17 protein-coding genes are annotated in these 21,880 nt (G+C 43.0%); 5 read left to right on the forward strand and 12 right to left on the reverse strand.

What is annotated here, in order from left to right; all coding sequences use genetic code 11:
* Window positions 1–8: 8 nt before the first annotated feature.
* From G563_RS37185 to G563_RS0121740, 7 genes are all read right to left on the reverse strand, one after another.
* Window positions 9–1,286 (reverse strand): TlpA family protein disulfide reductase, encoded by a 1,278-nt coding sequence (locus G563_RS37185; RefSeq protein ID WP_051211123.1) that lies wholly within the window; start codon window positions 1,284–1,286, stop codon window positions 9–11.
* A gap of 149 nt (window positions 1,287–1,435) precedes the next feature.
* Window positions 1,436–2,194, reverse strand: coding sequence for an SDR family NAD(P)-dependent oxidoreductase (locus G563_RS0121715; RefSeq protein ID WP_028667157.1), 759 nt, complete (start codon window positions 2,192–2,194; stop codon window positions 1,436–1,438).
* A 123-nt stretch (window positions 2,195–2,317) separates the two neighbouring features.
* A complete protein-coding gene (locus tag G563_RS0121720; RefSeq protein WP_028667158.1) occupies window positions 2,318–4,417 on the reverse strand; it encodes an alpha-glucuronidase family glycosyl hydrolase in 2,100 nt (699 codons plus the stop codon).
* 67 nt (window positions 4,418–4,484) lie between these two features.
* Window positions 4,485–5,705 (reverse strand): mannonate dehydratase, encoded by a 1,221-nt coding sequence (uxuA, locus tag G563_RS0121725; protein WP_028667159.1) that lies wholly within the window; start codon window positions 5,703–5,705, stop codon window positions 4,485–4,487.
* Window positions 5,706–6,100: 395 nt separating this feature from the next.
* Complete coding sequence (locus G563_RS0121730; RefSeq protein WP_028667160.1) at window positions 6,101–6,997, reverse strand: DUF6807 domain-containing protein; 897 nt, start codon at window positions 6,995–6,997, stop codon at window positions 6,101–6,103.
* A gap of 252 nt (window positions 6,998–7,249) precedes the next feature.
* Window positions 7,250–8,419 carry a Gfo/Idh/MocA family protein gene (locus G563_RS0121735; RefSeq protein ID WP_028667161.1) on the reverse strand — a complete coding sequence of 390 codons (1,170 nt, stop codon included), beginning with the start codon at window positions 8,417–8,419 and terminating at the stop codon, window positions 7,250–7,252.
* 53 nt (window positions 8,420–8,472) lie between these two features.
* A complete protein-coding gene (locus G563_RS0121740) occupies window positions 8,473–9,879 on the reverse strand; it encodes a Gfo/Idh/MocA family protein (RefSeq protein ID WP_028667162.1) in 1,407 nt (468 codons plus the stop codon).
* Between the two features lie 467 nt (window positions 9,880–10,346).
* Here G563_RS0121740 and G563_RS0121750 point away from each other — a divergent pair, with 467 nt between their 5' ends.
* Window positions 10,347–11,387, forward strand: coding sequence for a LacI family DNA-binding transcriptional regulator (locus G563_RS0121750; protein ID WP_229598548.1), 1,041 nt, complete (start codon window positions 10,347–10,349; stop codon window positions 11,385–11,387).
* Window positions 11,388–11,427: 40 nt separating this feature from the next.
* Here the strand turns inward: G563_RS0121750 and G563_RS0121755 are convergent, their stop codons facing one another.
* The 4 genes from G563_RS0121755 to G563_RS0121770 form a co-directional block, all read right to left on the reverse strand.
* The gene (locus tag G563_RS0121755; RefSeq protein WP_028667165.1) at window positions 11,428–11,853 is read right to left on the reverse strand and encodes a putative toxin-antitoxin system toxin component, PIN family; all 426 of its coding nucleotides are present in this window, start codon (window positions 11,851–11,853) and stop codon (window positions 11,428–11,430) included.
* Window positions 11,837–12,040: a hypothetical protein gene (locus G563_RS0121760; RefSeq protein ID WP_028667166.1), complete on the reverse strand. Its 204-nt coding sequence runs from the start codon at window positions 12,038–12,040 to the stop codon at window positions 11,837–11,839. The genes G563_RS0121755 and G563_RS0121760 overlap by 17 nt, the downstream gene beginning before the upstream one ends.
* A 66-nt stretch (window positions 12,041–12,106) precedes the next feature.
* Complete coding sequence (locus tag G563_RS38995) at window positions 12,107–13,897, reverse strand: NFACT RNA binding domain-containing protein (protein ID WP_028667167.1); 1,791 nt, start codon at window positions 13,895–13,897, stop codon at window positions 12,107–12,109.
* A 121-nt stretch (window positions 13,898–14,018) separates the two neighbouring features.
* Entirely contained in the window at window positions 14,019–14,693 is a 675-nt protein-coding gene (locus tag G563_RS0121770) for a ClpP family protease (protein ID WP_028667168.1), read from the reverse strand.
* A gap of 122 nt (window positions 14,694–14,815) precedes the next feature.
* Between G563_RS0121770 and G563_RS0121775 the strand changes: the two genes are divergently transcribed.
* The 3 genes from G563_RS0121775 (at window position 14,816) to porV (ending at window position 20,136) form a co-directional block, all read left to right on the forward strand.
* Window positions 14,816–15,427 carry a hypothetical protein gene (locus G563_RS0121775; protein WP_028667169.1) on the forward strand — a complete coding sequence of 204 codons (612 nt, stop codon included), beginning with the start codon at window positions 14,816–14,818 and terminating at the stop codon, window positions 15,425–15,427.
* A 36-nt stretch (window positions 15,428–15,463) separates the two neighbouring features.
* Window positions 15,464–18,859: a type IX secretion system sortase PorU gene (gene porU / locus G563_RS35545; protein WP_169579797.1), complete on the forward strand. Its 3,396-nt coding sequence runs from the start codon at window positions 15,464–15,466 to the stop codon at window positions 18,857–18,859.
* Window positions 18,860–18,969: 110 nt separating this feature from the next.
* Window positions 18,970–20,136, forward strand: a complete 1,167-nt coding sequence (gene porV, locus G563_RS0121785; RefSeq protein WP_028667170.1) for a type IX secretion system outer membrane channel protein PorV — start codon at window positions 18,970–18,972, stop codon at window positions 20,134–20,136.
* An 84-nt stretch (window positions 20,137–20,220) separates the two neighbouring features.
* Here the strand turns inward: porV and G563_RS0121790 are convergent, their stop codons facing one another.
* Window positions 20,221–20,742, reverse strand: a complete 522-nt coding sequence (locus G563_RS0121790; protein WP_037327796.1) for a hypothetical protein — start codon at window positions 20,740–20,742, stop codon at window positions 20,221–20,223.
* A 106-nt stretch (window positions 20,743–20,848) separates the two neighbouring features.
* On the opposite strand from G563_RS0121790, the gene G563_RS0121795 reads away from it, so the two are divergent.
* Window positions 20,849–21,880, forward strand: coding sequence for a LuxE/PaaK family acyltransferase (locus G563_RS0121795; protein WP_028667172.1), 1,032 nt, complete (start codon window positions 20,849–20,851; stop codon window positions 21,878–21,880).

Below are 21,880 nucleotides of genomic sequence, written 5' to 3' on the forward strand. Positions count from 1 at the left end.
ATTGAATTTTAGTCAATCAATTTCAAGATTTCGCTAAGTGTATCAGGAAAACTTGGGCGGGGTGCATCGGGTAAGACTACATTGCCTTTTTTGTCGATAATCATGTATCTTGGTATACTGTCGATGGCATATTTGCGAAGGAGCTGGGTATTGAGATTGACGCTCACATGTCCATGCTCACCAGGCAGTTGAAGCGTCTGAAGAGCCTGCTTCCAAGCTGCTGGACTTTGGTCGATTGAAATGTACAGAAAGACTACCTTTTTTTGTTGTTTTTCGGTGAGCTTTTCGTGCAGGGCTTTTGAGTACGGAAACTCTTTACGGCAAGGCCCACACCAACTTGCCCAAAAATCTACATATACCACTTTTCCTTTAAAATCTGATAAGTAAAAAGGTTTTCCGTCGATGGTTTGGAATACAATATCTTCACCTTTTTTGGGCGCAAGAGTGCTTTCTTTGGTAGGGGTGGTGGGGGTAGCTGCTATCTCTTCTTTTCGATTGAGGGTCTCCTGACATTTTTCGGTAGCAAGCTGTAGGTAGCGTTCAGTTTGAGGAATACGCTTTAATTCATCAAGCGTATTGATAACCGCATCTTTTGGAGTGTTGGTACAATTTTCTCTCAACAATCGACAGAGATAATAAGGCAATAGCGGGCCTGATAAGTACTTTTTTGCAAATGCCGCTTTGTCATTCATTGCTGCTCCTAGGTTGGTATATTTCTCAAAACCGCGTTGCCGAGAATTGAAATAAGTGACAAAAACCATTAGAAAATCACGGTAAGAAGTACTTAAAAAAGCTTCCTCATTGGCTATTTTCTTGGGGTCGAGAGCTTCTACCATCACATTGGGAAGAGAGGCCATCTTCAAATTTTTGGGATCAGCATTGCTTCGAGATACCGCATAGTTGAGAAGTTGGTACCAATATTGCCACCGAATGGTATTTTCGACGTAATGCTTAAAGGCATCCGAAAATTTTGAAAAGTTGGAATGGCTTTTCAAAAATGCCATTTGTTGATTACGCACTTTGAATAATTCTATTTCGCGGGTATCGATGTTTTGGCTAAAAGTTAGTTGGTATTGTTTTTGTGGATCAAAATCTGACGCAAACTTTTGTTGAAACTCCTGCCAAAATTCTTGGTGTGACGAGCTTTGCCACAGATCTTGGTATTGTTGAACCAAACTACTAGGGGCACCTTCTTTGAATATATCAATGCTATCTTTGGGTAAATTTTGGGCAAAAAGTCCTCCTATCAATAAAAAATACCACGAAAACGACCACAAAAGTTTCATTTTGAAAAATGCGTTTTGAAGATTTAAAATCACCAATCCATTTGTAGTACATTAATCATACCATAAGTTTCTGCAAGATTTTTTGCAAAAAAAAGCCTTTCTAAGTTTTGAAAACTTAGAAAGGCTTAAAGTGGATGTGGAAAGGTTTATTAAAAACCAATCGAATTACCGCCATCTACAGGCAGCGAAACGCCCGTCACGTACTTAGCCGCATCCGACGACAAGTACACCGCTGCCCAACCAATATCTTCGGGCTTACCAAAATAGCCCATTGGGGTACGGTCGAGTGCCTTGTTCATCCGGTCGGGGTCGCTGCTCATGGCCGTTTTCATCATGGCCGTTTCGATAAAGCCAGGGGCAATGGCATTGACGCGAACGTTGAACTTCGAAAATTCAGAGGTAAGTACCTGTACCATCCCTTCTACGCCCGACTTAGAAGCTCCATAGGCCACGACACGGTCGATACCGTAATAGGCCGCCATCGACGAAATCATTAATATAGAGCCACTTTGGCGCGCTACCATGCGTTTGGCACAAGCCCGTGTCAGCGAAAATACGGCACTTAGATTGGTGTGAATGATTCGGTGAAAGTCTTCATCAGACACCTCTAAAGCAGGTTTTTTCATGTTGATACCTGCGTTGTTCACCAAAATATCAATCGGCCCTATGTTTGACTCTATCTGCTCTACTAGTGCTTCCAATTGTGACAAATCAGTGACGTCATTTACCACGTAATGCGCTTTTTCGCCCAATTCTGCCACGGCTTCTTGAAGAGGAGCTTCGCGGCGGCCCGTAATCACGACCGTTCCGCCCGCCGCAATCATACATTTTGCAATGGCATTACCAATACCACTACCACCACCAGTAATCAGGGCGATTTTGCCCTCTAACGAAAAAATTGGGTTCATTTATTTTTTTAATTTTAGAATGCTTTTTTTAGAAAACTCGCCCCGACATCTTGTCGAGGGCAGCGTTGTTGAACTCTCGTCTCGAAATCCAGTCGAGACGGGCATGGTTTAAAGTCTTTGACTTTATCTTAAATGATAAATCTCTGTTAGTTTCTTCACCTCATCTAGGGTACGGGTTGGGGGCACGAGCGGCTTAGGAATCGGGAGTTTGCTAAACTCACCAAAATACAGCACACACGCATCTCGCCACCACAACGCTTCTTTTTCTTGGATTTTCAGGCGGCCTTTCACGTTTTCAAACGTCTCGGTATCAATATCTGACTTTACGCTTTCCCAAGCTGTTTGCAATTTGCCTACTTGCCCTACTCCGTCGTAATAACGGTGACAAAGCTCGTCCCAAAGGCTGCGGCCCGTGCTTAATTTCTGAGTCCAAGGTACGTGATGAAACCACAGTAAATAATCCAACGGACACTTGTCAGGACTCCCCCAAAGTTGTTGTACTTCAGGACTATACAATTGAAGCGCATTACTCACTTTCCCCGTACGGTCAAAGCCCAAACCAATTGAATCGGCACGATGATAATAAATCGAAGTCCAGTCAGGACGAGCGGCTTTGGTAAGCCACGGTTCAGGCCCGTAGTGGTGCCCTTCCCCCATCATGTGCGACGTCCCCAAAGGATAAGTATAGCTCACATAGATAGGATGCGACTTCAGCATCATGTCCGTAATTTTTTGTATTGACTGTGGTTTTCGAGTCAGCGTCATTCGAGTCCATTCCTCCGCGATTTGTTTCGACGAAAGCGTGTAGTCCCACGCCAAACGGCCAAACGCGTACCAATTGCTTTGGTTGAAGGGGTGTCCACACCAATTGGCGTCCGAACCTGTATTGGCCACCCCCGCCATGAGCGAAAGGCTATGGTTTTCGGCACTACCATCCACAATTTTAGCCACGGTCGTTCCTTTCCCTTTGGCGTAGGTGTCGGAATCGAGGCATTCTTTGAACATCGGAGCGAGGTAGGTCAAGTGCGTTGATTGCCCCAAATACTCTTGCGTAATCTGAAATTCCATGCCCAAGGTCGTCTTGGGAAATGCCCCAAACATCGGGTGAAATGGCTCACGCGGCATAAAATCAATCGGGCCATTTTTAACCTGTACAATTACTTTTGGGTCAAACGTGCCATCCAACGGCTTAAATTGGGCATAACCTTCTTTGAAACGGTCACCTTTGGGGTCTGCATTGTAGACAAAAGCCCGCCAAATGACGATACCACTGTAAGGTCGCATGGCTTCGGCCAACATATTAGCTCCATCGGCATGGGTGCGCCCATAATCTTGGGGACCTGGTTCTCCTTCGGAGTTAGCTTTGACCAAATAGCCGCCAAAATCGGGGATGTAGCGGTGAATCTCTTTGGTTTTTTCATTCCACCACTTGCGCACTTCGGGGTCGAGAGGGTCGGACGTTTTCAACCCTCCTAAAGTACGCGGCGAACGGAAATTGACCGAAATAAATACCTTGATTCCGTAAGGACGAAGGACATCGGCAACGGCTTTGATTTTGTCAAGGTACTCATCCGTCAAAAAGCGAGAACTGGCATTGACGTTATTAATCGACGTAGCATTGATACCCAGCGAGGCATTGGCACGGGCATAGGTAATGTAACGAGGGTCAATCCGAAAAGGAAGCTCATTCCATTTCCACATCGACGACCCTGCGTACCCACGCTCAACGGTTCCGTTGGCATTGTCCCAGTGATTTAGCATCCGCAGTTTGATTTTGGGGCTGCTTTTTACCGAAATATTTACTAACGATTTCCCCGTTTGAAGATAGCGAAGTAACTCAAATACGCCGTACAAAACACCTACTTCCGACTTAGAATAAATAACGATGTTGCCTTTTTCTGTGAATAAATCAAAACCATCGGAGGCTGTGGTCGACGTAGCATTAGGAGCTACATTGAGGAGAATCCCGCCTGTTTTGGTTGCTGTTTTAACTATCAATGGTACTTTTCCCAATAATCCTTTCAGCCCCATTTCCAACTCTTGTAGAGCCACTTTCAGCGTCGGATGCGATGAATTGACCGCTACAAATTGCGTCATTTTTGTATAAGCTTCGCGCTGCTGTCCGTCAGGTAGCAAGTCGTACTTGAGCCAAAGCCGCGAACCATCGTCGGCGAAGACTGCCGTTGAAACTAATAGCAGAAATAAGAACAAATATTTTATCATTGATTTTATTTGGTTATCTCCAGCTAAAGCAAGAGTCTATTCATAAAGCAAGAGTCTATTCATAAAGCTAGAGGCTTCTCTCAATTGCCATTTCTAAGCCCCTTAATTCCGCCAATCCTCTCAAACGTCCAATTGCCGAGTAGCCTGGGTATGATTTATCTTTTCCTGTTTTTGGCAAATCATCCAGCATTTGATGCCCATGGTCGGGGCGCATCGGAATATCTACATCAGGTCGTCCCAATTGATGGCGTTTTTTGCTTTCCATCACAAATGCCTTCACCACAGCATACATATCAACATCACCCGTGAGGTGGTCGGCTTCGTGAAATATCAACTGATTATCTTCGGAGACTTCGCGTTTGGTTGCTCTCAAATGGATAAAATGGATTCGGTGACCAAATCGCTCCACTATTCCAGCAAGGTCGTTGTCGGCACGAACGCCCAAAGAGCCCGTACAAAACGTAATCCCATTGGCTTGAACATCGCACGCATTCATGAGTTGCGCCAAGTCACTTTCGGTGCTTACGACACGCGGCAGCCCTAACAATGGCATCGGAGGGTCGTCGGGGTGAATGCAGAGATTGACACCCACTTCTTGAGCAACGGGCGCTACTTGTTGGATAAAATAGTACAAATTAGTCCGTAATTCGGCATCGCCAATTTGTTTATAATTGTCCAACAGCCCCTGAAAAGTAGCCAATTCAAACGCTTCATTGGAGCCTGGCAAGCCCAAAAGTACCGTATTTTGGAGCGTCGCTATTTCTTCTGGAGTCATTTGAGCAAACTTAGCACGGGCTTTTTCCTGGATTGCTTCCGAATAGTCTGCCTCCGCATTGGGACGTTTTAAAATGCACAAATCAAAAGCCGCAAAGTCTTCCCACACAAAACGCAATGCCAACGAGCCGTCAGGCATTTGATAATTCAGATTCGTACGCGACCAATCAAGCACGGGCATGAAGTTGTAACAGACTGTTTTGATACCACACGCGGCTAGGTTACGCAGCGATGTCTTATAATTTTCGATGTATTTTTCTCGACTGGGAAGTCCTTTTTTGATGTCTTCATGGACGGGCAAACTCTCTACCACCTTCCACGTCAGCGGAGTATAAAGGTGGTTTTCTGCCTCAATGAGCTGAATACGGTGCCGAATTTCCTCTACGCTCCACACTTCTCCCACGGGAATTTGGTGCAGCGCCGATACGACACCCGTACAACCCGCCTGCCGAATATCCATTAACGAAACAGGATCGTTGGGGCCAAACCAACGCATAGTTTGAACAAATGCCATTTTTTACTTTATTAAATTCTTAAAAAGTTAAAGACTTCCATCACCGTCCCAATTTGAAATTGGGGCGAGCGCAAATTGGGATGCTCGTCTCGACATCTTGTCGTGACGGGTATGGCACAAAGTCTCCGACTTTGGATGACACATTAATCAATTTTATTAAGCTTTAAAAAGGCGGAGACTTTAGACTATCACCGCCCCAATTTGAAATTGGGGCGAGCGCAAATTGGGGTGCTCGTCTTGACATTTTGTCGTGACGGGTATGGCACAAAGTCTCCGACTTTGGATGACACATTAATTAATTTTATTAAGTCCTAAAAAGTCGGAGACTTTAAACCCTAACCGCCCCAATTTGAAATTGGGGCGAGCGTTATCAGGCATGAACTTGGAAAGTCTACTTATTCACTTTTATATTTTTCAAAAAGGTTAGCCACGTTAGCCGTTTGGTGATTACCAGAATGAACCAATACACGGTAGCGCAACGACAACTTTTCACCTTTTTTCAATACCGTAGCTTTGTCATCTTGAGGCCAATACATGGGTGTTGGTGAAAAAAATCCGTAATCTCTTGTAAACCAAGGAGAAGGATACCAAGGATTAGAAGGATGCTGCATAATGGTAAGGCCTTCTATTTTATCCCCTCTTTTTCCTGAGCAATCAATCCACGGTGATTTCACGCCAAACGTCCCCTTTTCTCCCGTATTCCCTTCGGCGTTAATCATCGTTCCACCGTTGATTACTGCCAAATCTGGGTCCATTCGCCCGCTAAAAAGCGAGTGATTGGTTTTCAAAATCGTGACGTCCATGAGCATTTCCATGGTTACGTCAAAATCAATTTGGTACAAATCTTTGGATGGTGCGGTAATGGTTATCGTACGAAAATCTTTAATAGGGGCATTGGCATTAGGACGCCGCCAAATACATTCGTTTTCTATCACGACTTTTTCTCCACCCGACTGCACAATGTCAGTACGGAGGGCAATAATTTGTCCTTTCTCTAACCCTTCCTGCCAATAATTACCATCATTGACTCGGTCACACCCAAAAAAAAGCGAACTGTGGTGGGGATAATTTCCATTTCGCATCGACGTCACGCTGGCATTTGAAGGGCCATTGACAGGGAAGAAAAAAGGGTATTTTTCATCCTGCGAAAAGATATAACTCGTGAAAAAGTTATTATTGATGGTAATGTCAATTTTAGAATTAAGCTTTTGGGCTGTAATTTTTGTTTGAGACCAACCTTTCACAGACGAAAATACGGCTGCTACCAAGAGAATACGTTTTAAGTAATACATGTATTAGTGAAAATAAATGGCGTAAATATTTTTTTTGGGGGGGATGTAGGGGCAGGCCTTGCGTCTGCCCTTGCTTGCATTTGCGTCTGCCCTTGCTCGCGTCTGCCCTTGCTTGCATTTGCGTCTATCCTTGCATCTACCTTTGCTCGCATTTGCGTCTGTCCTGACGTCTGCCCTTGCTCGCATTTGCATCTACTCTTGCGTCTGCATCGACCTTATAGTGGGCAGACGCAAGGCCTGCCCCTACGAGTTTTATGATTTATTTAATGTGATTTTTTGCGCTTGTTTTTGGGCTTTGATAGCCAATTCGGTAGCCAACAAGCAATGCGCTTGGGGCATGGCAGTCTCCGTACGATTAAGAATATCATCCACAAGTTGGCGGCCATAAGGCAATTCTTGCTGTGAGCAGTCGATATAACGTGTCTCTTTATGGTCGGTCAGGAAAAGGTGATTTCCGCCAGGGCGGCCGCCGATGTCGATGTTTTTTCGAATCTCAATGAAACCATCCGTACCTAAAATCGTCAAGCGACCATCTCCCCATGTTTTGAGGCCGTCGGGCGTGAACCAATCGACTCTGATATAACCCATGCCGCCGTTGCCACGAAGCATCACATCTCCAAAATCTTCAAATTGTGGATATTGTGGATAATGCGTATTGCCCACTTGAGATGCCACAATATTGGCCTGTGTGGAGTTGGTAAAAAAGAGGTATTGGTCAAACTGGTGAGAACCAATGTCACAAATAATACCTCCAAATTGTTCTTTATTAAAAAACCACTCAGGACGCGTTTTAGGATTCATGCGGTGGGGTCCCAAACCAATCGTCTGAATCACTTTTCCGATAGCTCCTTCTTTTACGAGTTCTCCTGCTTTGACGGTAGCGCGGTTTTCGAAGCGTTCGCTATACATAATGGAATAAATACGACCCGTTTGTTTCTGAACGCGGCGTACCTCGGCAAGTTGCTCTAGGGTAGTAATGCCGGGCTTATCGGCCATGAAATCCTTCCCGCTTTTCATTACTCTAATGCCTAAAGGGGCGCGTTCGTTGGCAATGGCTGAACTCAAAACCAACTGAATAGATTTGTCGTCTAAAATCTCTTTTTCACCTGATGCAAGTTTAGCTTGAGGATAACGTTTGGCGAAGGCAGCCACCAAATCAGGTTCTTTGGCATAATATGACACCAACTGCCCGCCGCCACGAACCACGGCTTCTACTTGCCCATAGATATGTCCGTGGTTCATGCCAATCACTGCAAACTTGATACGGGGCGAATCGTATTGAATAGAAGGTGACGCGGCTACCTTTTCGGTTTTGATATGTCCAAGGGCGTCTGACGAAAACATAGGCAAAGTCATTATTCCTGCTGCCGATGCCATTGACTCCTTCAAAAATGTACGACGTTGGTTATGAGATTTTTTCATTTGGGTGATTTATTAAACCCTGATAAAGTTTTAAGCCTCATCAGGGTTTGGGATTACATTTTAATATTGGTGGTTCCGTAAGGTTTACGTTGGGGACGGCTCAACATGGCGTTGGCTTCTTTGTCATTCACAAAACGCTCTGCTTTAGGATCCCATTGAAGTTTGCGAGGGAGTTTCATGGCGATATGGCTCACCAAACATACGCTACAAGCACGGTGACCAATTTCTACGGGCGAAATCGGCGCTTTGCGCGATTTGATGCATTCTAGCCAGTTGCCATGTTGTTCGTCGCTTTTGTATAAATGAATTTCGTTTTCTCCAATTACGGATGTCAAAATTTTGGGGTCGCTCGCATCAAGCGCTTTACTACTTTTGGCTTTAGAGACAGGGTCGCTTGCCGAAGCCACATAATCCCCACGTGATACAAAAATCCATCCTTCAGTACCTTCATATCGGATACCATTAGGAAAGCCGCCACTAGTGTACATCGTAATGCCGTTGGCGTATTCGGCTTTGACCATGAAATCGCCATGCACATTCCAAAGGCCTGATTTCGGAAACTCCGCTACGGCTTGTACATAAATAGGGCCGGTGTATTCGGTATCCATCCCCCACGCTGCCGAATCAAAATGGTGCTGTCCCCATCCCGTAATCATCCCAGCGCCGTATTGCTCTAAGCGCAACCATCCCGGACGACCATAGCCCTGCTGAGGATGAACGCCGATTTCGGTATAAGGCACTTCGGGTGTAGAGCCTAGCCACATATCATAATTGAAACCTGCTGGCACGGGCATTGGGGCCGCAGCAGGGCCAGAAGGGTCTCCGGGCAAACCCACCTTCACGGTATGAAGTTTACCGATTCGGCCATTGCGTACAAGTTCGGCCGCAATCCTAAATTGAGGCGAAGAGCGTTGCTGAGTTCCTACTTGAAGAATGGTACCTTTTTTCTGAATAATGTCGCTCAACATCCGCCCTTCGGCAATGGTGAGTGAAGTGGGTTTTTGTAAGTAAACATCTTTTCCCGCCAATGCCGCTTCAATCGCAGGTTGTGAATGCCAGTGGTCAGGTGTACTGATGACTACGGCATCAATGTCTTTGTTGAGCAACATCTCGCGATAATCGTCGTACATTTTGGCATCTACGTAATTGGCATTACCTGTTTTCTTGGTATAATAGCTTTCTACGAGTTTTTTGCCGTCTTGGAGGCGGTTTTTATCAAGGTCACAAACCGCAATCATGCGAGCCGCTTCATGCTGCATGGTGCCAGGCATATCGTGGTCGCGAGCAATACGCCCACAGCCAATTTGTCCAATATTGATTTTATTGCTAGGGGCGTTTTTGCCGAATACCGATGAGGGTACAATCGTAGGAACCCCAATCACCGTAGAAGCTGCGGCTCCTTTGGCGGTAAGCTCCAGGAATTTTCTGCGGGAAACGGAAAGTTGTGATGCTTTTGACATAGAAATGTTTAGGATTTCTTTATGGTGAATTTTGAGGAAATTGGTTCGGTTTAAGACATTAGAATTGTACAATTTTATTTTTTATCTAGGTAGGCTCTATGAAAACAGAAGTGAAAGCCCCAAAATCAAATTGTAGTTAATGTTAGGGGAAGATGGCTAAGATTCAAAAATATCTCGAAATTATTTTACTGAAAAAATATTTTTATCTATCGAAAACGTTTTCGAAAACGCAACCGATAGTTATTTTAGACTCAGATATTTTATATAAATTTGTGAAATTGTATAAAAGTCCTTTCCCTTTTTTGGGAGTAAGTAGGCAACAACGAATGGGCTAAACTAGGAAAAATATAATTTTAATGGTATCTTGTAAAAAATGTAAAACAGCTGATAATGTAATTAAAGCTGGGTTTGTAAGGGGCAGACAGCGGTTGTTTTGTAAAACCTGTGAGATACATTTCACAGTATCTTTGCCGCCACACGAAGAACCAAAGTCGGTTCGTCAAACTACTATTGTAGATGTGGCTAAGGCATTGGGGGTGGCACCTTCTACGGTATCGCGGGCATTGAATGGCAGTACAGACATCAACTCTTTTACACGTCAAGAAATATTAAGAGTGGCTACGGAGATGGATTATCGCCCCAATTTATTGGCGCAGAGCCTTCACCGTGGCGAAACGCACACCCTTGGCGTGGTGATTCCCGATATCGAACGTCCTTTTTTTGCGGGTGTATTGGCCGGAATTCAGAAAGTGGCTACTGAGGCGGGCTATCGGGTAATGATCTGCCAATCCAACGAATCACATTCTACCGAAACCCTCAATGTACAAGCTTTGGTGGCGAGCCGCGTGGACGGGCTCCTTATTAGTCATTCTAAAGAAACTACCTCTTTTGAACACATCAAACTCCAACTGAAAAAGGGATTGCCGATTGTGCATTTTGATAGGGTGTGTGATGAAGTTGACACTGCCAAGGTGGTTCAAGAGGATTTTGAAGGAAGCTTTGCGCTAGCTGAGCATCTGATTGGTCAAGGCTGTCGTCGGATTGCGGTATTTGCGGGTCCGCGTGAGCTACTCATTAGTAGTGCTCGACTTCAGGGTTATAAAGCGGCTTTAGAAAAGCACAGTATTGAGCTAGACGAATCGTTGATTTATCATAGTCACTTCAAGAAAGGGGAGCCTTTACTAGCTTTAGAAAAATGGCTTGCACTTGAGAGCCGACCTGACGGAATTTTTGCGGTACATTATGCCAATGCCATCGAAATAATGGTAGAATTGAAAAAAAGAAAGGTTCAAATTCCTCAGGAAGTAGCAATAGTGGGTTTTGGTGATGAGTTGATTGCGGAGTTGATTGAACCTTCGTTGACGGTTTTTCATCTTTTTCCCTTTGCAATGGGCGAAGCCGCAGCCTCACTGCTCATCGACAACATCATTCATCGTGATACATTTATTGCTTCCACTCAAAAAATGCGAGGTGAATTACGAATCCGTCAATCATCATTGCGGCTATAAACCGCGTGGTTGAACCATTACGAATTAAAAATCTAAGAATTTACAGTATAGTAAGCAGTTTTATAAATTGACTCATACTTACGATTGTGGTATTTTTATAGATTTCAAGGCTTAATAAATCATCATCGCCTGTCACCAAAAAATGAGCATCGCAAGCTTCGCATATCGCTAACAAATAATCATCATTCCTGTCTCTGGCAACTGTAGGTATTTCTGAAATCGTTATTTCTTTTAGAAAAAGTGTTGCAAATGAAATAAATCGAACAATCTGATTTGATGAAATGATTTTTACAAATTTCTTTCGCGTAATAACTTCTTCAAATTCCTGAAGTAGCTCTTTGGAGTAATAGACTTGAAGGTGATTATTTCTAAAAATATTATAGTATAACGTTTTACGAGAATTTCTACTAATACATGCAGAAATGTACCAGTTTGCATCAATTACTACTCTAATCTTTTTCCGCATTACGAAAAGCTTTTATCTCTTTTTGAATTTCAGCAGTTGAGAATTCAATATCAGGCAATGCTGCATCTAATTCTTCAAAAAGTTCATCAGCCATTTGTAACTGAATTTTTTTTGCAATAGCCAGCCTTTCTTTGGGGGAAAAAGTATTAAAGGCTTTTATAAACTCCATTTGTGTCATAGCTTTCATTCCTCTTAATGTTTTGAATCTCAAACAAAAATATCGTTTTCTAGCTCAATTATCAAAGAATAAAAGTCATAAACCGCGTGGTTGAACCATTACGACCTCTTCTTTGTCCAGAATCACCTCTCCTTCGGGCAAGCCTTTGGGTTTTCTGACAAATTTTTTCGGGGTTACAATCACGGGACAAAGCGTTTCATTGCGGCGTTTGGAGTACCAAGCGGCGATTTGAGCAGCGCGCTCAACGACACTATTGGGGATTTTTTTGCCTGCTTTGTATTTTACTACTACATGCGAGCCAGCTACATCGCGAGCATGAAGCCATAAGTCTTCTTTATAGGCGTATTTTTTGGTTAGGAGGTCGTTGTTTTTGGCATTTTTTCCAATCAAAATCACATATCCTTCAAACTCGGTGTGTTTGAAAAGTTGGGTGGGAGATACAATAGGTGCGTCGCTGAGAAGATTATTATTTTTGAGGTATTTGCGCAATAGTTTGAGTGATTCAAATGCTTCAATGGTACTGAGGTGGTTTTTGAGTTCTTGCAGTTCGTCTTCCCTTAAAGCGATATTCTCTTGCAATTTTTCAATTTCGATGCGCTCATTTTTTGATTTTCGGTAATAGCTTTCGGCGTTGCGTTGTGGGGTTAAGTCTGACTTTAGTTTAATATCAATGTCTTGATTTCGATAAAAATCAAACAAAGTAACTCGTTCGGCACGCTCTGGAATTTGGTGAAGATTGGCCATTAAAATATGCCCAATTTCCTCATTTTTGATATTGCTATCGATGTCTAATAATTTCTGAAAAGCTTCTTCCAAATAATGCTCCGTTCGTTGAATACGTTTCTGAATCACTTTGAGGGCTTCGCTTTTTTCTTTTGCAATGACTCCTATGCGATTGTAAGTAGTGTAGAAGTCATTGAGAGCGATAATGGGGTCGGTATGTTCCCGAACGACCTCCCCCAGCGGTACAAGCGAAAGTGTAGGTTGATGATTCCAAAGAGTAATACGAAAAGTAGTATCTGAAAGGAGAGCCAATGTATGTTGGATGATCTGCCAACGCTGTTTCGTTTCTGTTGTAGGGGCAGGCCTTGCGTCTGCCCCTATTTCTTTTACGTCTGCATCTATGTCCTTTGCGTCTGCTCTTATGTCCTTTGCCTCTGCCCCTATTTCTCTTGAGTTTACCTCTCTGTCTTGCGAGTATACCTCTGCAATATTGCCTATGGAGTCAAATGTGGGCTTTATACCAATGTCAATTTGGGTTTGGGCAGACTCAAGGGCAGACGCAAGGCCTGCCCCTACAAGGGTGAATTGCTTTTCCAGATAGGCATTTACTTCCTTTCCAAATGTGGGGAATATTTTGCGATGGTCGTAATTGGCTGCTTGATAGGCTTTCCAAGATTGGTCGAGAGAGCGGTCAAGTTGCGAGAGTTTTAGCGTATTGTCAGAGGCAAGTTTATTATGAAAAAGATCAATGACTTGGTCATTTTCAAACAAGACAGCATTTGAGCGATTGCCAAATAATTTGAAAACGAGCGTAAAATTCTTTTCGAGTACAATCCCCAACGCTCGTTCATTATGAAATTGTCGTATCTCCATTACCTCCAAATCATAAAGATTTTCAAATAAATCTACGCTGTTTTGGCGAGCGCGATTGAATTCGTCGGGGAAGTTAAAGCAAGCAAAATCAGGACGCAACATCGCCCGAATAAAAAACGGACGATAGTAATTGTTTTTGCCGCGAGCTTGAGCCAATACAATGACCAACTCATCTTTTTCTTGACTAAAACATTCCATAAACTTCAATCCCTTGGTCAAAGGGCGGAGTGCTTCGGTCAAATGTTTTAAAAAATGATAGTTCTGATGCATACCGCAAAGGTACTAAGCAAGGGGCAGTAAGTAGTATTTTTGGAATAAAAACGCAAAAAGGCAACGTGAAAGAAATTCACGCCGCCTTTTATAAAGAAAATAAAACAATACAGAAATAGACTTATTTCTCTCTTACCAATACCTCGTCGATTAAGCCGTACTCTTTGGCTTCTTCGGCGCGCATCCATTTGTCACGGTCAGAGTCTTTTTCGATAATTTCTACTGATTTGCCAGTATGACTTGCCAAAATATCGTACAATTCTCCGCGAAGTTTTACGATTTCGCGAGCAGTGATTTCGATATCAACTGACTGCCCTTGGGCACCGCCTGAAGGTTGGTGAATCATAATACGAGCATGGGGAAGAGCGGCACGTTTACCAGCGGCACCACCAGCCAATAAAACAGCCCCCATAGAAGCTGCCAAACTTGTACATACTGTGGCTACATCAGGACGAACATATTGCATGGTATCGTATATACCCAACCCTGCATACACTGAACCACCCGGGCTATTGATATACATCAAAATATCTTTTTTGGGGTCGGCAGACTCCAAAAACAACAACTGAGCTACGACGATGTTGGCGATTTGGTCATCTACGGGCATTCCAAAGAAGATGATACGGTCGGCCATAAGGCGCGAAAATACATCTACTTCGCGGAAGTTCATTGGGCGCTCTTCGATGATAGCGCGAGTCATGTTTTCTACGGTATGGTTTACATAGCCATCAACGGTCAGGCCGTTCATGCCTAAGTGTTTTACTGCGTACTTTCTAAATTCTTGTCCGTAATTCATTGTGTTTTACTTTAATAGTTAATCTTTGTATTTTCAGAACATAAATCTTATTCTCTTGGTTCGGTGGACAAAAATGCAGAATTTAGCGTTTGATTGTTGTCTGTTTTACCAACAAAATATCGGTGGAAGCGAGATTTGTCATGCGGAGCATTTTAGAAGGGCATATTCCGGCGGCTGCCGTGGAGTATTGTTATGGATTGTGGGAACGCTATCAATTTGATTTTGTGGCTTCTAGGCCGCGTCGAACTCGTCTTGGCGATTTTACGGCTCAGTTGGGGCAGCGCGAACGTATCACGGTCAATGTCAATCTAAATCCCTACAATTTTTTGATTACGTATCTTCATGAAGTAGCTCATTTGGAGGTATATCGAGGATACAAACGCCGCCAACCTCCGCATGGAAAAGCATGGAAAAATCATTTTAGCCTCTTGCTCCAGCCTGTTTTAAATGAGCACAATTTTCCTTTGTCAGTTTTGGCTCCGCTACTACATTATGCCCAAAACCCTACGGCTTCTACCGGCACCCACCTGCCTCTCATGCAAGCGCTCAAAAATATTGATGCGCCCAAAACCCACCTCATAATGGTAAGTCAGTTGGAGGAAGGACAGACTTTCTTGTTGAATCAAAAAATGTTTGTCAGAGGTACGCTAAGACGCACGCGGGTCGTTTGTATAGAAAAAGCCTCCCAAAAAAAATATTTGGTGGCGGCCCATGCTTGGGTTGAGAAAGTATAAATAAAGAATAAGGTGCAATTTGGGCAACAACTACGGGTGAAAAACAAATTTGTTTTATACGAAAAACTTTTTCAGGTTATTTGGGGACTTTGTGGAACACACACCCCAAGGTACCTAGTTTTATTTTGGGTTTTAGGAAATCAAAGTTTTGCCCAAAACTCAGTATTATCTTCCGGGCGATGGTTTAAGATAGGAGTAACTCAGACAGGTGTATATAAAATTGACGCTGCTTATCTGAAACAAATGGGTGTTGACCCTTCCCAAATCAATCCTAAACATTTACGCCTTTTTGGAAATGGAGGAGCAATGCTTCCGCAGTCAAATCAAGCCCCCCGTGCTACTGACCTTATCGAAAATGCAGTCTATGTAAAAGGCGAAGCCGATAGCCGTTTTGATGAAACAGACGCTCTTTGGTTTTTTGGGCAAAGCCCGCATGAGATTAAATACAATGCCGTCGAAAACCGCCTTGAACATAGGCTCAATCTCTACAGTGATACTACTTTTTATTTTCTTCAGATAGGAAATGAAGCGGGAAAGCGGATTGTGTCGCAATCTGCCGGAAAAAGTGGCGCTTTGATTACGGCCTTTGATGATTATATCTTCAAAGAGAGTGAGTTATATAATCGTACTCAATCGGGGAGAGAATGGTGGGGCGAGTATTTTGGCAGCCAAACTCGTCAAGAATTTAAGGCAGATTTGCCAGGGGTGCTCCCTGACAGTCCTTTTAAATTTACGGCTGCTACTGTAGCCGCCGCCCAAGTAGTTACAAAGTTTGGATTTGCAATCAACGGTCAGGCGATTGGTGAACAAACCATGGGCACCGTGACCACGTACCGTTATGATGCTAAAGGGCAGCGTACGCATCGTACTTATGAAGGCAAACTATCAGGGGCTTCTAATACCGTAAGCATGGTGTTGACTTTTGATAAAGCCGGACAAGCTAGTGCTGAAGGTTATTTAGATTGTTTGGGGATTCAGCTACAGCGGAGTTTAAGATTATATAGCCAACCTACGGTTTTTCAAAGTCTTGCTTCTTTGGCACAAGATTCGGTCAGGTATGTAATAAGCCAAGCTACGGCTCAAATGCAACTTTGGGATATCACGGTACCGCAGCGGCCACTCCAACAAACCTATCAGCTCAATGGCACCGAGGCTACCTTTGGAAAAGAAGGAAAAAGTCTAAAACGTTTTGTAGTATTTACTGAAGAACAACTACAAAAACCTCTTTCTTTTAAAGCCATTGCAAATCAGAATATACGGGCGATGAAGGCTCCTAATATGCTGATAGTAACGCCGGTGGCTTGGCAAAAACAAGCTCAAAAATTGGCAGATTTTCGAAGCCTAAACGATGGTTTAGAGGTAGCAGTAGTGCCTATTTCTCAGGTATATAATGAATTTGCCTCTGGGCAAGCGGATCCTACGGCTATTCGGGATTTGGTGAGATATATGTACCAGAAAGACGCTCAAAAATTGAAGTATTTATTGCTCTTTGGGGACGCAAGCTATGATTATAAAAACAATATGAAGGCACTATCTCCTCAAGAAATGAGCCGGTTTGTTCCCACCTACGAGAGTCGCGAGTCGTCACAGCCAGTATTGAGTTTTGGGTCAGATGATTACTATGGTTTTTTGGAAGATAATGAAGGCGAATGGACAGAAGACTATAGCGGAAATCATACCCTAGATGTTGGCGTGGGCAGGCTGCCTATCAAGTCAGTAGAAGAAGCCGAAGCGGTTATCAATAAATTGATGAGATACAACACTAAGCGCTCTCGGGGAAATTGGCGTCAAAAAATCGTGTTTGTAGCTGATGATGGAGATAGTAATCTTCATCAACAAGATGCTGATAATTTGTCTAAAGTAATAGCAAAACTTTCTCCTACCTATGATTTACGGAAATTGTATGTAGATGCTTATCCACAAATAGGCACTACAAGCCAACATGCCCCTGAAGTGGGAAAGGCTATTGACAACTACATAAAGGAAGGTGCTTTTATCGTAAACTATACCGGCCACGGCGGCACTTCAATATGGGCCGATGAGCAAATTGTAACCCTTCAAAACTTGCTCAGTTGGCGCAATCTCGATAATATGCCTTTGATTATTACGGCTACTTGTGAGTTTGGGCGTTTTGACAATCCCGCCGAAGTATCTGGAGCCGAAATAGCCGTACTGAGTCACACAGGAGGAGCTATCGCAATGCTTACTACTGCCCGACCCGTATATGCAAGTACCAATTATTTGCTAAACAATGCTTTCTACGAAGCGGCTTTTCAAAAATCAAGCGGCGAAGTCTTGCGCCTTGGTGATTTGATGAAACAGACCAAAAACAACAGCTTTAGTGGCGTATTTAATCGGAATTTTACGCTGCTGGGAGACCCTTCTCTCAGACTCAATTATCCCGACTATTCGATTGAAGTAACTGCAAAGGATACACTCAGAGCAGGTGGAAAAGGCCAGATTTTGGGAGAGATTAAAAATGGGAATACTCTCATTTCCGACTTTAATGGACTTGCACGCATAACGGTATTTGGCCCCGAAAACAAAATCGAAACCCTTGGAAACGAAGGCAGCAAGATGACGTATGGCGAATATAATACGCGTCTTTTTGAGGGGCTGGTCAGTGTCAAAGCCGGGAAGTTTACCGCGGATTTTATTGTACCAAAAAATGTGGAGGAAAAACTAGCCAAAGGCCGAGTACAAGTATATGCCATAAGGGAAGATAGCCTAGCCGACGCAAGTGGTGGGAGCAATCAGATTTGGGTCGGCGGAAAATCCACTTTCAATGTAGATAATACCCCTCCAGCTCTGTCTATGTATATGAATGATGGCACATTTATTGATGGAAATGAAGTAGAAGATAGCCCTATATTGATTGCTGAAATCGCGGATGAAAATGGTATAAATCTTTCAAAAAACATGGTGTTGACCTTAAACGATACCCTTTCGATGGTAGTAAATCAGTACTTTGTGTCCAACAAAGACGACTATCGCAAAGGCACTGTTAGGTACCCATTTTATAAACTTTCAGCTGGAGAGTATGTACTCACTTTAAAAATAGAAGATACATACAATAATTCAAGTACTGAGGCGTTGAGGTTTAGAGTAGGAAGCCAGATACGATTAATCAAAAACCTCATTGCTTATCCGAATCCATTTGTCGAGCAAACTAAATTACAAATTGAGCTAGTAGATGAAGGAGATGACGTCGACATCAAAACTCAAATATTCGACTTGAATGGTCAGCTAATTCGGACTTCAAATCAAACTATCTATCACTCTGATAAAATCATAGAAGCATTTAATTGGGATGGAACTAACAACGCCGGACAAGCAATACCCAAAGGGATATATGTGTACAAGGTTAGTATCTATTCGCTTACAAGACAATATACGCAAAATCTAGGAGGGAAGTTGGTACTTCTAAAATAGATTTTGAAAATACAAATTAATATCTTTGCAGTTTATAAAACAGAAATGCTATTTTTGACTCGCCCATGTCTCCAAGTTTCAATGGGTAATGTTGGCAAACCAATTTCCTTATGATAAGAAAAATTTCTCCCGTCGCTACGTTGGTGGGTTTTTGTTCTTCTTTCGTTGTTTCGGCTCAAATCACTTCTGCTGGACAAGATAGTACGCTACGTGCTGTGATACCTTCAGTACCTTTTGCTGCTTTTACACCAGATGCACGAAGTGCTGCTATGGGTGATGCAGGTGTAGCACTTAGTCCCGATGCCAACTCTGTATATTGGGGATCAGCCAAATTGGCTCAATCTACCAAGGATTATGGTGTAGCTGTATCGTATACCCCTTGGTTAAGAAACATAACCGACGATATGTATTTTGCAAACGTATCGGGGTTCAAAAAAATCGGCAAAGATCAAGCGATTGGAATAAGCTTAATGTATTTTGACCACGGTAAGTTTGAAGCGAGAAACAACTTCGGGACCTCCCTAGGAGACTATTATTCCAATGAGTTTTATGGTACCTTAGCCTATTCTCGTAAACTATCGGATAAGTTTTCGATGGGGATTAATTTAAAGTACTTAAACTCAAACCTCGCTGGAAACATTGCAGTGGGAGGCGTTTCGCTCAAACCCGGCCAAACCGTAGCGGGTGATATTAGTGCATTTTATCAAACTGAAGAAATCGACGAAGGAACCGGCAAAGGTTGGAATTACTCGTTTGGGTTGATGCTTCAAAATATTGGTGGGAAAATCAATTATGGTGGAACCGAAAGCGGTTTTATTCCTACTACTTTCAAATTGGGTGGAGCTGCAACGCGCTTTATTGATACCCACAATAAACTCACTTTTGCTTTAGATCTCAACAAACTGATGATTCCTACTCCTGGTGGAACCAAAGGTAACAATCAAGGCACTATCGCAGCTATGTTTAGTTCTTTTGGGGATGCTCCTGGCGGGTTTTCGGAAGAGTTGCGTGAGTTTATGATTTCGGCAGGAGTTGAGTATTGGTACAATGAAGTATTTGCAGTACGCTTAGGATACTTCAACGAAGCTCGTAGCAAAGGCGATCGTAAATATTTTACAGTGGGTTTTGGTGCCCGTGTTCAGAATCGTTACGGAATAGACTTTGCTTATTTGATGCCTCAAAAACAAGGAAGCCCTTTGGCCAATACATTCCGTATTTCTTTGGTAATAGATATGTTTAAAAAAGCGGCCGATTTGGCAATCGACTCTGAAGAGTAAGCGATTACTAATTATAAAACAAAAAGCAAGCGCGTCGAATTTTGATAATTCGACGCGCTTGCTTTTTGTTAATACTCTGATTCTTTATTGAAGTAGATGCACCGAAATCGTATCGCTTTCTATGACATTGCTGACATTGAGTGCACGATCACGTACTCTAATTTGAAACTTTACGGTAGTAAGACGGGAATTATTAGAATGAGGGAAATAATGTGAGTAATCTAAGCGACCTTCGATAGGCCCTTTCTTACCGTCAGGTTTTAAGATTGGGAAAAACAGCTTGTTGTTGCCCGGAAGTGGAAACTCTACATATTGGTTTCCCGTTGTTCTTCTTAGCGTTTTTAATTCATAATTTCCCCATTCCCCATAGCGTGGGTCGTCGCGATTAGACGGACTTTCGCCTAAATCGCCGTCGCCATCTTTAAATTCAATAGTAATAATGACCGAATCCTGTTTTGCTTTTGAAAAAGGTTCAACAACTTCAAATTTGTCCATGCTATTGAATGCGATTTCAGGGACGGGACTGTAATCTGGTGGGGTAAAACATCCGGTGGTAGCCGATGCCAACAAAGTTATGGTTAGTAAAAAACGAACGAAGCCCTTCATGTTTATTTTTAATTTTGTTCTAAAGTACAAAAAGTGATTATAGTTTAAACTTGTATGCGGTGGATTTTTTCAACGCTTAACAACAACTCCATAAAGTTTGTTTTATATGTTTACTCGTCAGGATTTGCAAGATGCCATTCTACACATTACACCCCCTACTTTTGAAGAGGTGGCATTGAAGGTTTTTAGGTGGCAAGCTATACAAAATCCACTTTACAGCCAATATTTGAGCTATTTGGGAGTTTCCACTACTCAAGTGACAACTTTGTCAGATATTCCCTTTTTACCCATTAGCTTTTTTAAGAATCACACTGTGTTGAGTGCTGCGCCAAAAATACAAACTACTTTTGAGAGTAGCGGTACTACTGGAAGTCAGACGAGCCGTCATCATGTGAGTGACTTGGAGTGGTATGACAAAATCAGTACCCGTATTTTTGAAGCTACTTATGGGGAGTTGACAAACTACCATTTGTTAGCGTTGTTACCTTCTTACCTTGAACGAAATAATTCGTCTTTGGTGTATATGGTTCAACAATTTATTACACAAACTCGCTCGCCATTTTCAGGTTTTTTTTTACATAATACAGATGAGCTATTAAAAGTACTTCAACAAATAGTACGACAGGCTGATGACCGAAAAATAATACTGTGGGGCGTCACGTTTGCTTTGTTGGATTTGGCCGAATCGGGGAGCTACAAGGCATCAAAAGACTTGTGGGATTTTTCTGGGCTACTCATCATGGAAACAGGCGGCATGAAAGGACGCCGCCGCGAAATGCTCCGCGAAGAAGTGCATCAGCTACTGACGGAAGCTTTTAATGTGAAAGTAATTCACTCTGAATACGGCATGACAGAGCTATTGTCGCAATCCTATTCAGAAGGGGAAGGGATATTTGAAATGTCGGCTACGATGCGGATTCTCTTGAGAGACATCAACGACCCTCGCACTGTATATGCTCACCCTGACCCAAAACTCCGCTATGGTGGCATCAATGTGATAGACCTGGCCAATATTGATTCTTGTGCCTTTATCGAAACTCAAGATTTAGGGCGTTTTGTGGGTGAAAAAGGGACGCAGTTTGAGGTCATCGGACGTTTTGACAATTCCGACATAAGAGGTTGTAATCTATTGATTTAA

Source organism: Runella zeae DSM 19591 (genome assembly GCF_000423565.1).
GTDB lineage: Bacteria > Bacteroidota > Bacteroidia > Cytophagales > Spirosomataceae > Runella > Runella zeae.

Coding starts and splice junctions, on each gene's coding strand:
- uxuA (WP_028667159.1), bottom strand. CDS start 5,705: ATGGCATTTGTTCAAACTATGCGTTGGTTTGGCCCCAACGATCCTGTT.
- G563_RS38995 (WP_028667167.1), bottom strand. CDS start 13,897: ATGCATCAGAACTATCATTTTTTAAAACATTTGACCGAAGCACTCCGC.
- G563_RS0121735 (WP_028667161.1), bottom strand. CDS start 8,419: ATGAAAAAATCTCATAACCAACGTCGTACATTTTTGAAGGAGTCAATG.
- G563_RS0121755 (WP_028667165.1), bottom strand. CDS start 11,853: ATGCGGAAAAAGATTAGAGTAGTAATTGATGCAAACTGGTACATTTCT.
- G563_RS0121720 (WP_028667158.1), bottom strand. CDS start 4,417: ATGATAAAATATTTGTTCTTATTTCTGCTATTAGTTTCAACGGCAGTC.
- G563_RS0121790 (WP_037327796.1), bottom strand. CDS start 20,742: ATGAAGGGCTTCGTTCGTTTTTTACTAACCATAACTTTGTTGGCATCG.
- G563_RS0121740 (WP_028667162.1), bottom strand. CDS start 9,879: ATGTCAAAAGCATCACAACTTTCCGTTTCCCGCAGAAAATTCCTGGAG.
- G563_RS0121795 (WP_028667172.1), top strand. CDS start 20,849: ATGTTTACTCGTCAGGATTTGCAAGATGCCATTCTACACATTACACCC.
- G563_RS37185 (WP_051211123.1), bottom strand. CDS start 1,286: ATGAAACTTTTGTGGTCGTTTTCGTGGTATTTTTTATTGATAGGAGGA.
- G563_RS0121760 (WP_028667166.1), bottom strand. CDS start 12,040: ATGAAAGCTATGACACAAATGGAGTTTATAAAAGCCTTTAATACTTTT.
- G563_RS0121770 (WP_028667168.1), bottom strand. CDS start 14,693: ATGAATTACGGACAAGAATTTAGAAAGTACGCAGTAAAACACTTAGGC.
- porV (WP_028667170.1), top strand. CDS start 18,970: ATGATAAGAAAAATTTCTCCCGTCGCTACGTTGGTGGGTTTTTGTTCT.
- G563_RS0121730 (WP_028667160.1), bottom strand. CDS start 6,997: ATGTATTACTTAAAACGTATTCTCTTGGTAGCAGCCGTATTTTCGTCT.
- G563_RS0121715 (WP_028667157.1), bottom strand. CDS start 2,194: ATGAACCCAATTTTTTCGTTAGAGGGCAAAATCGCCCTGATTACTGGT.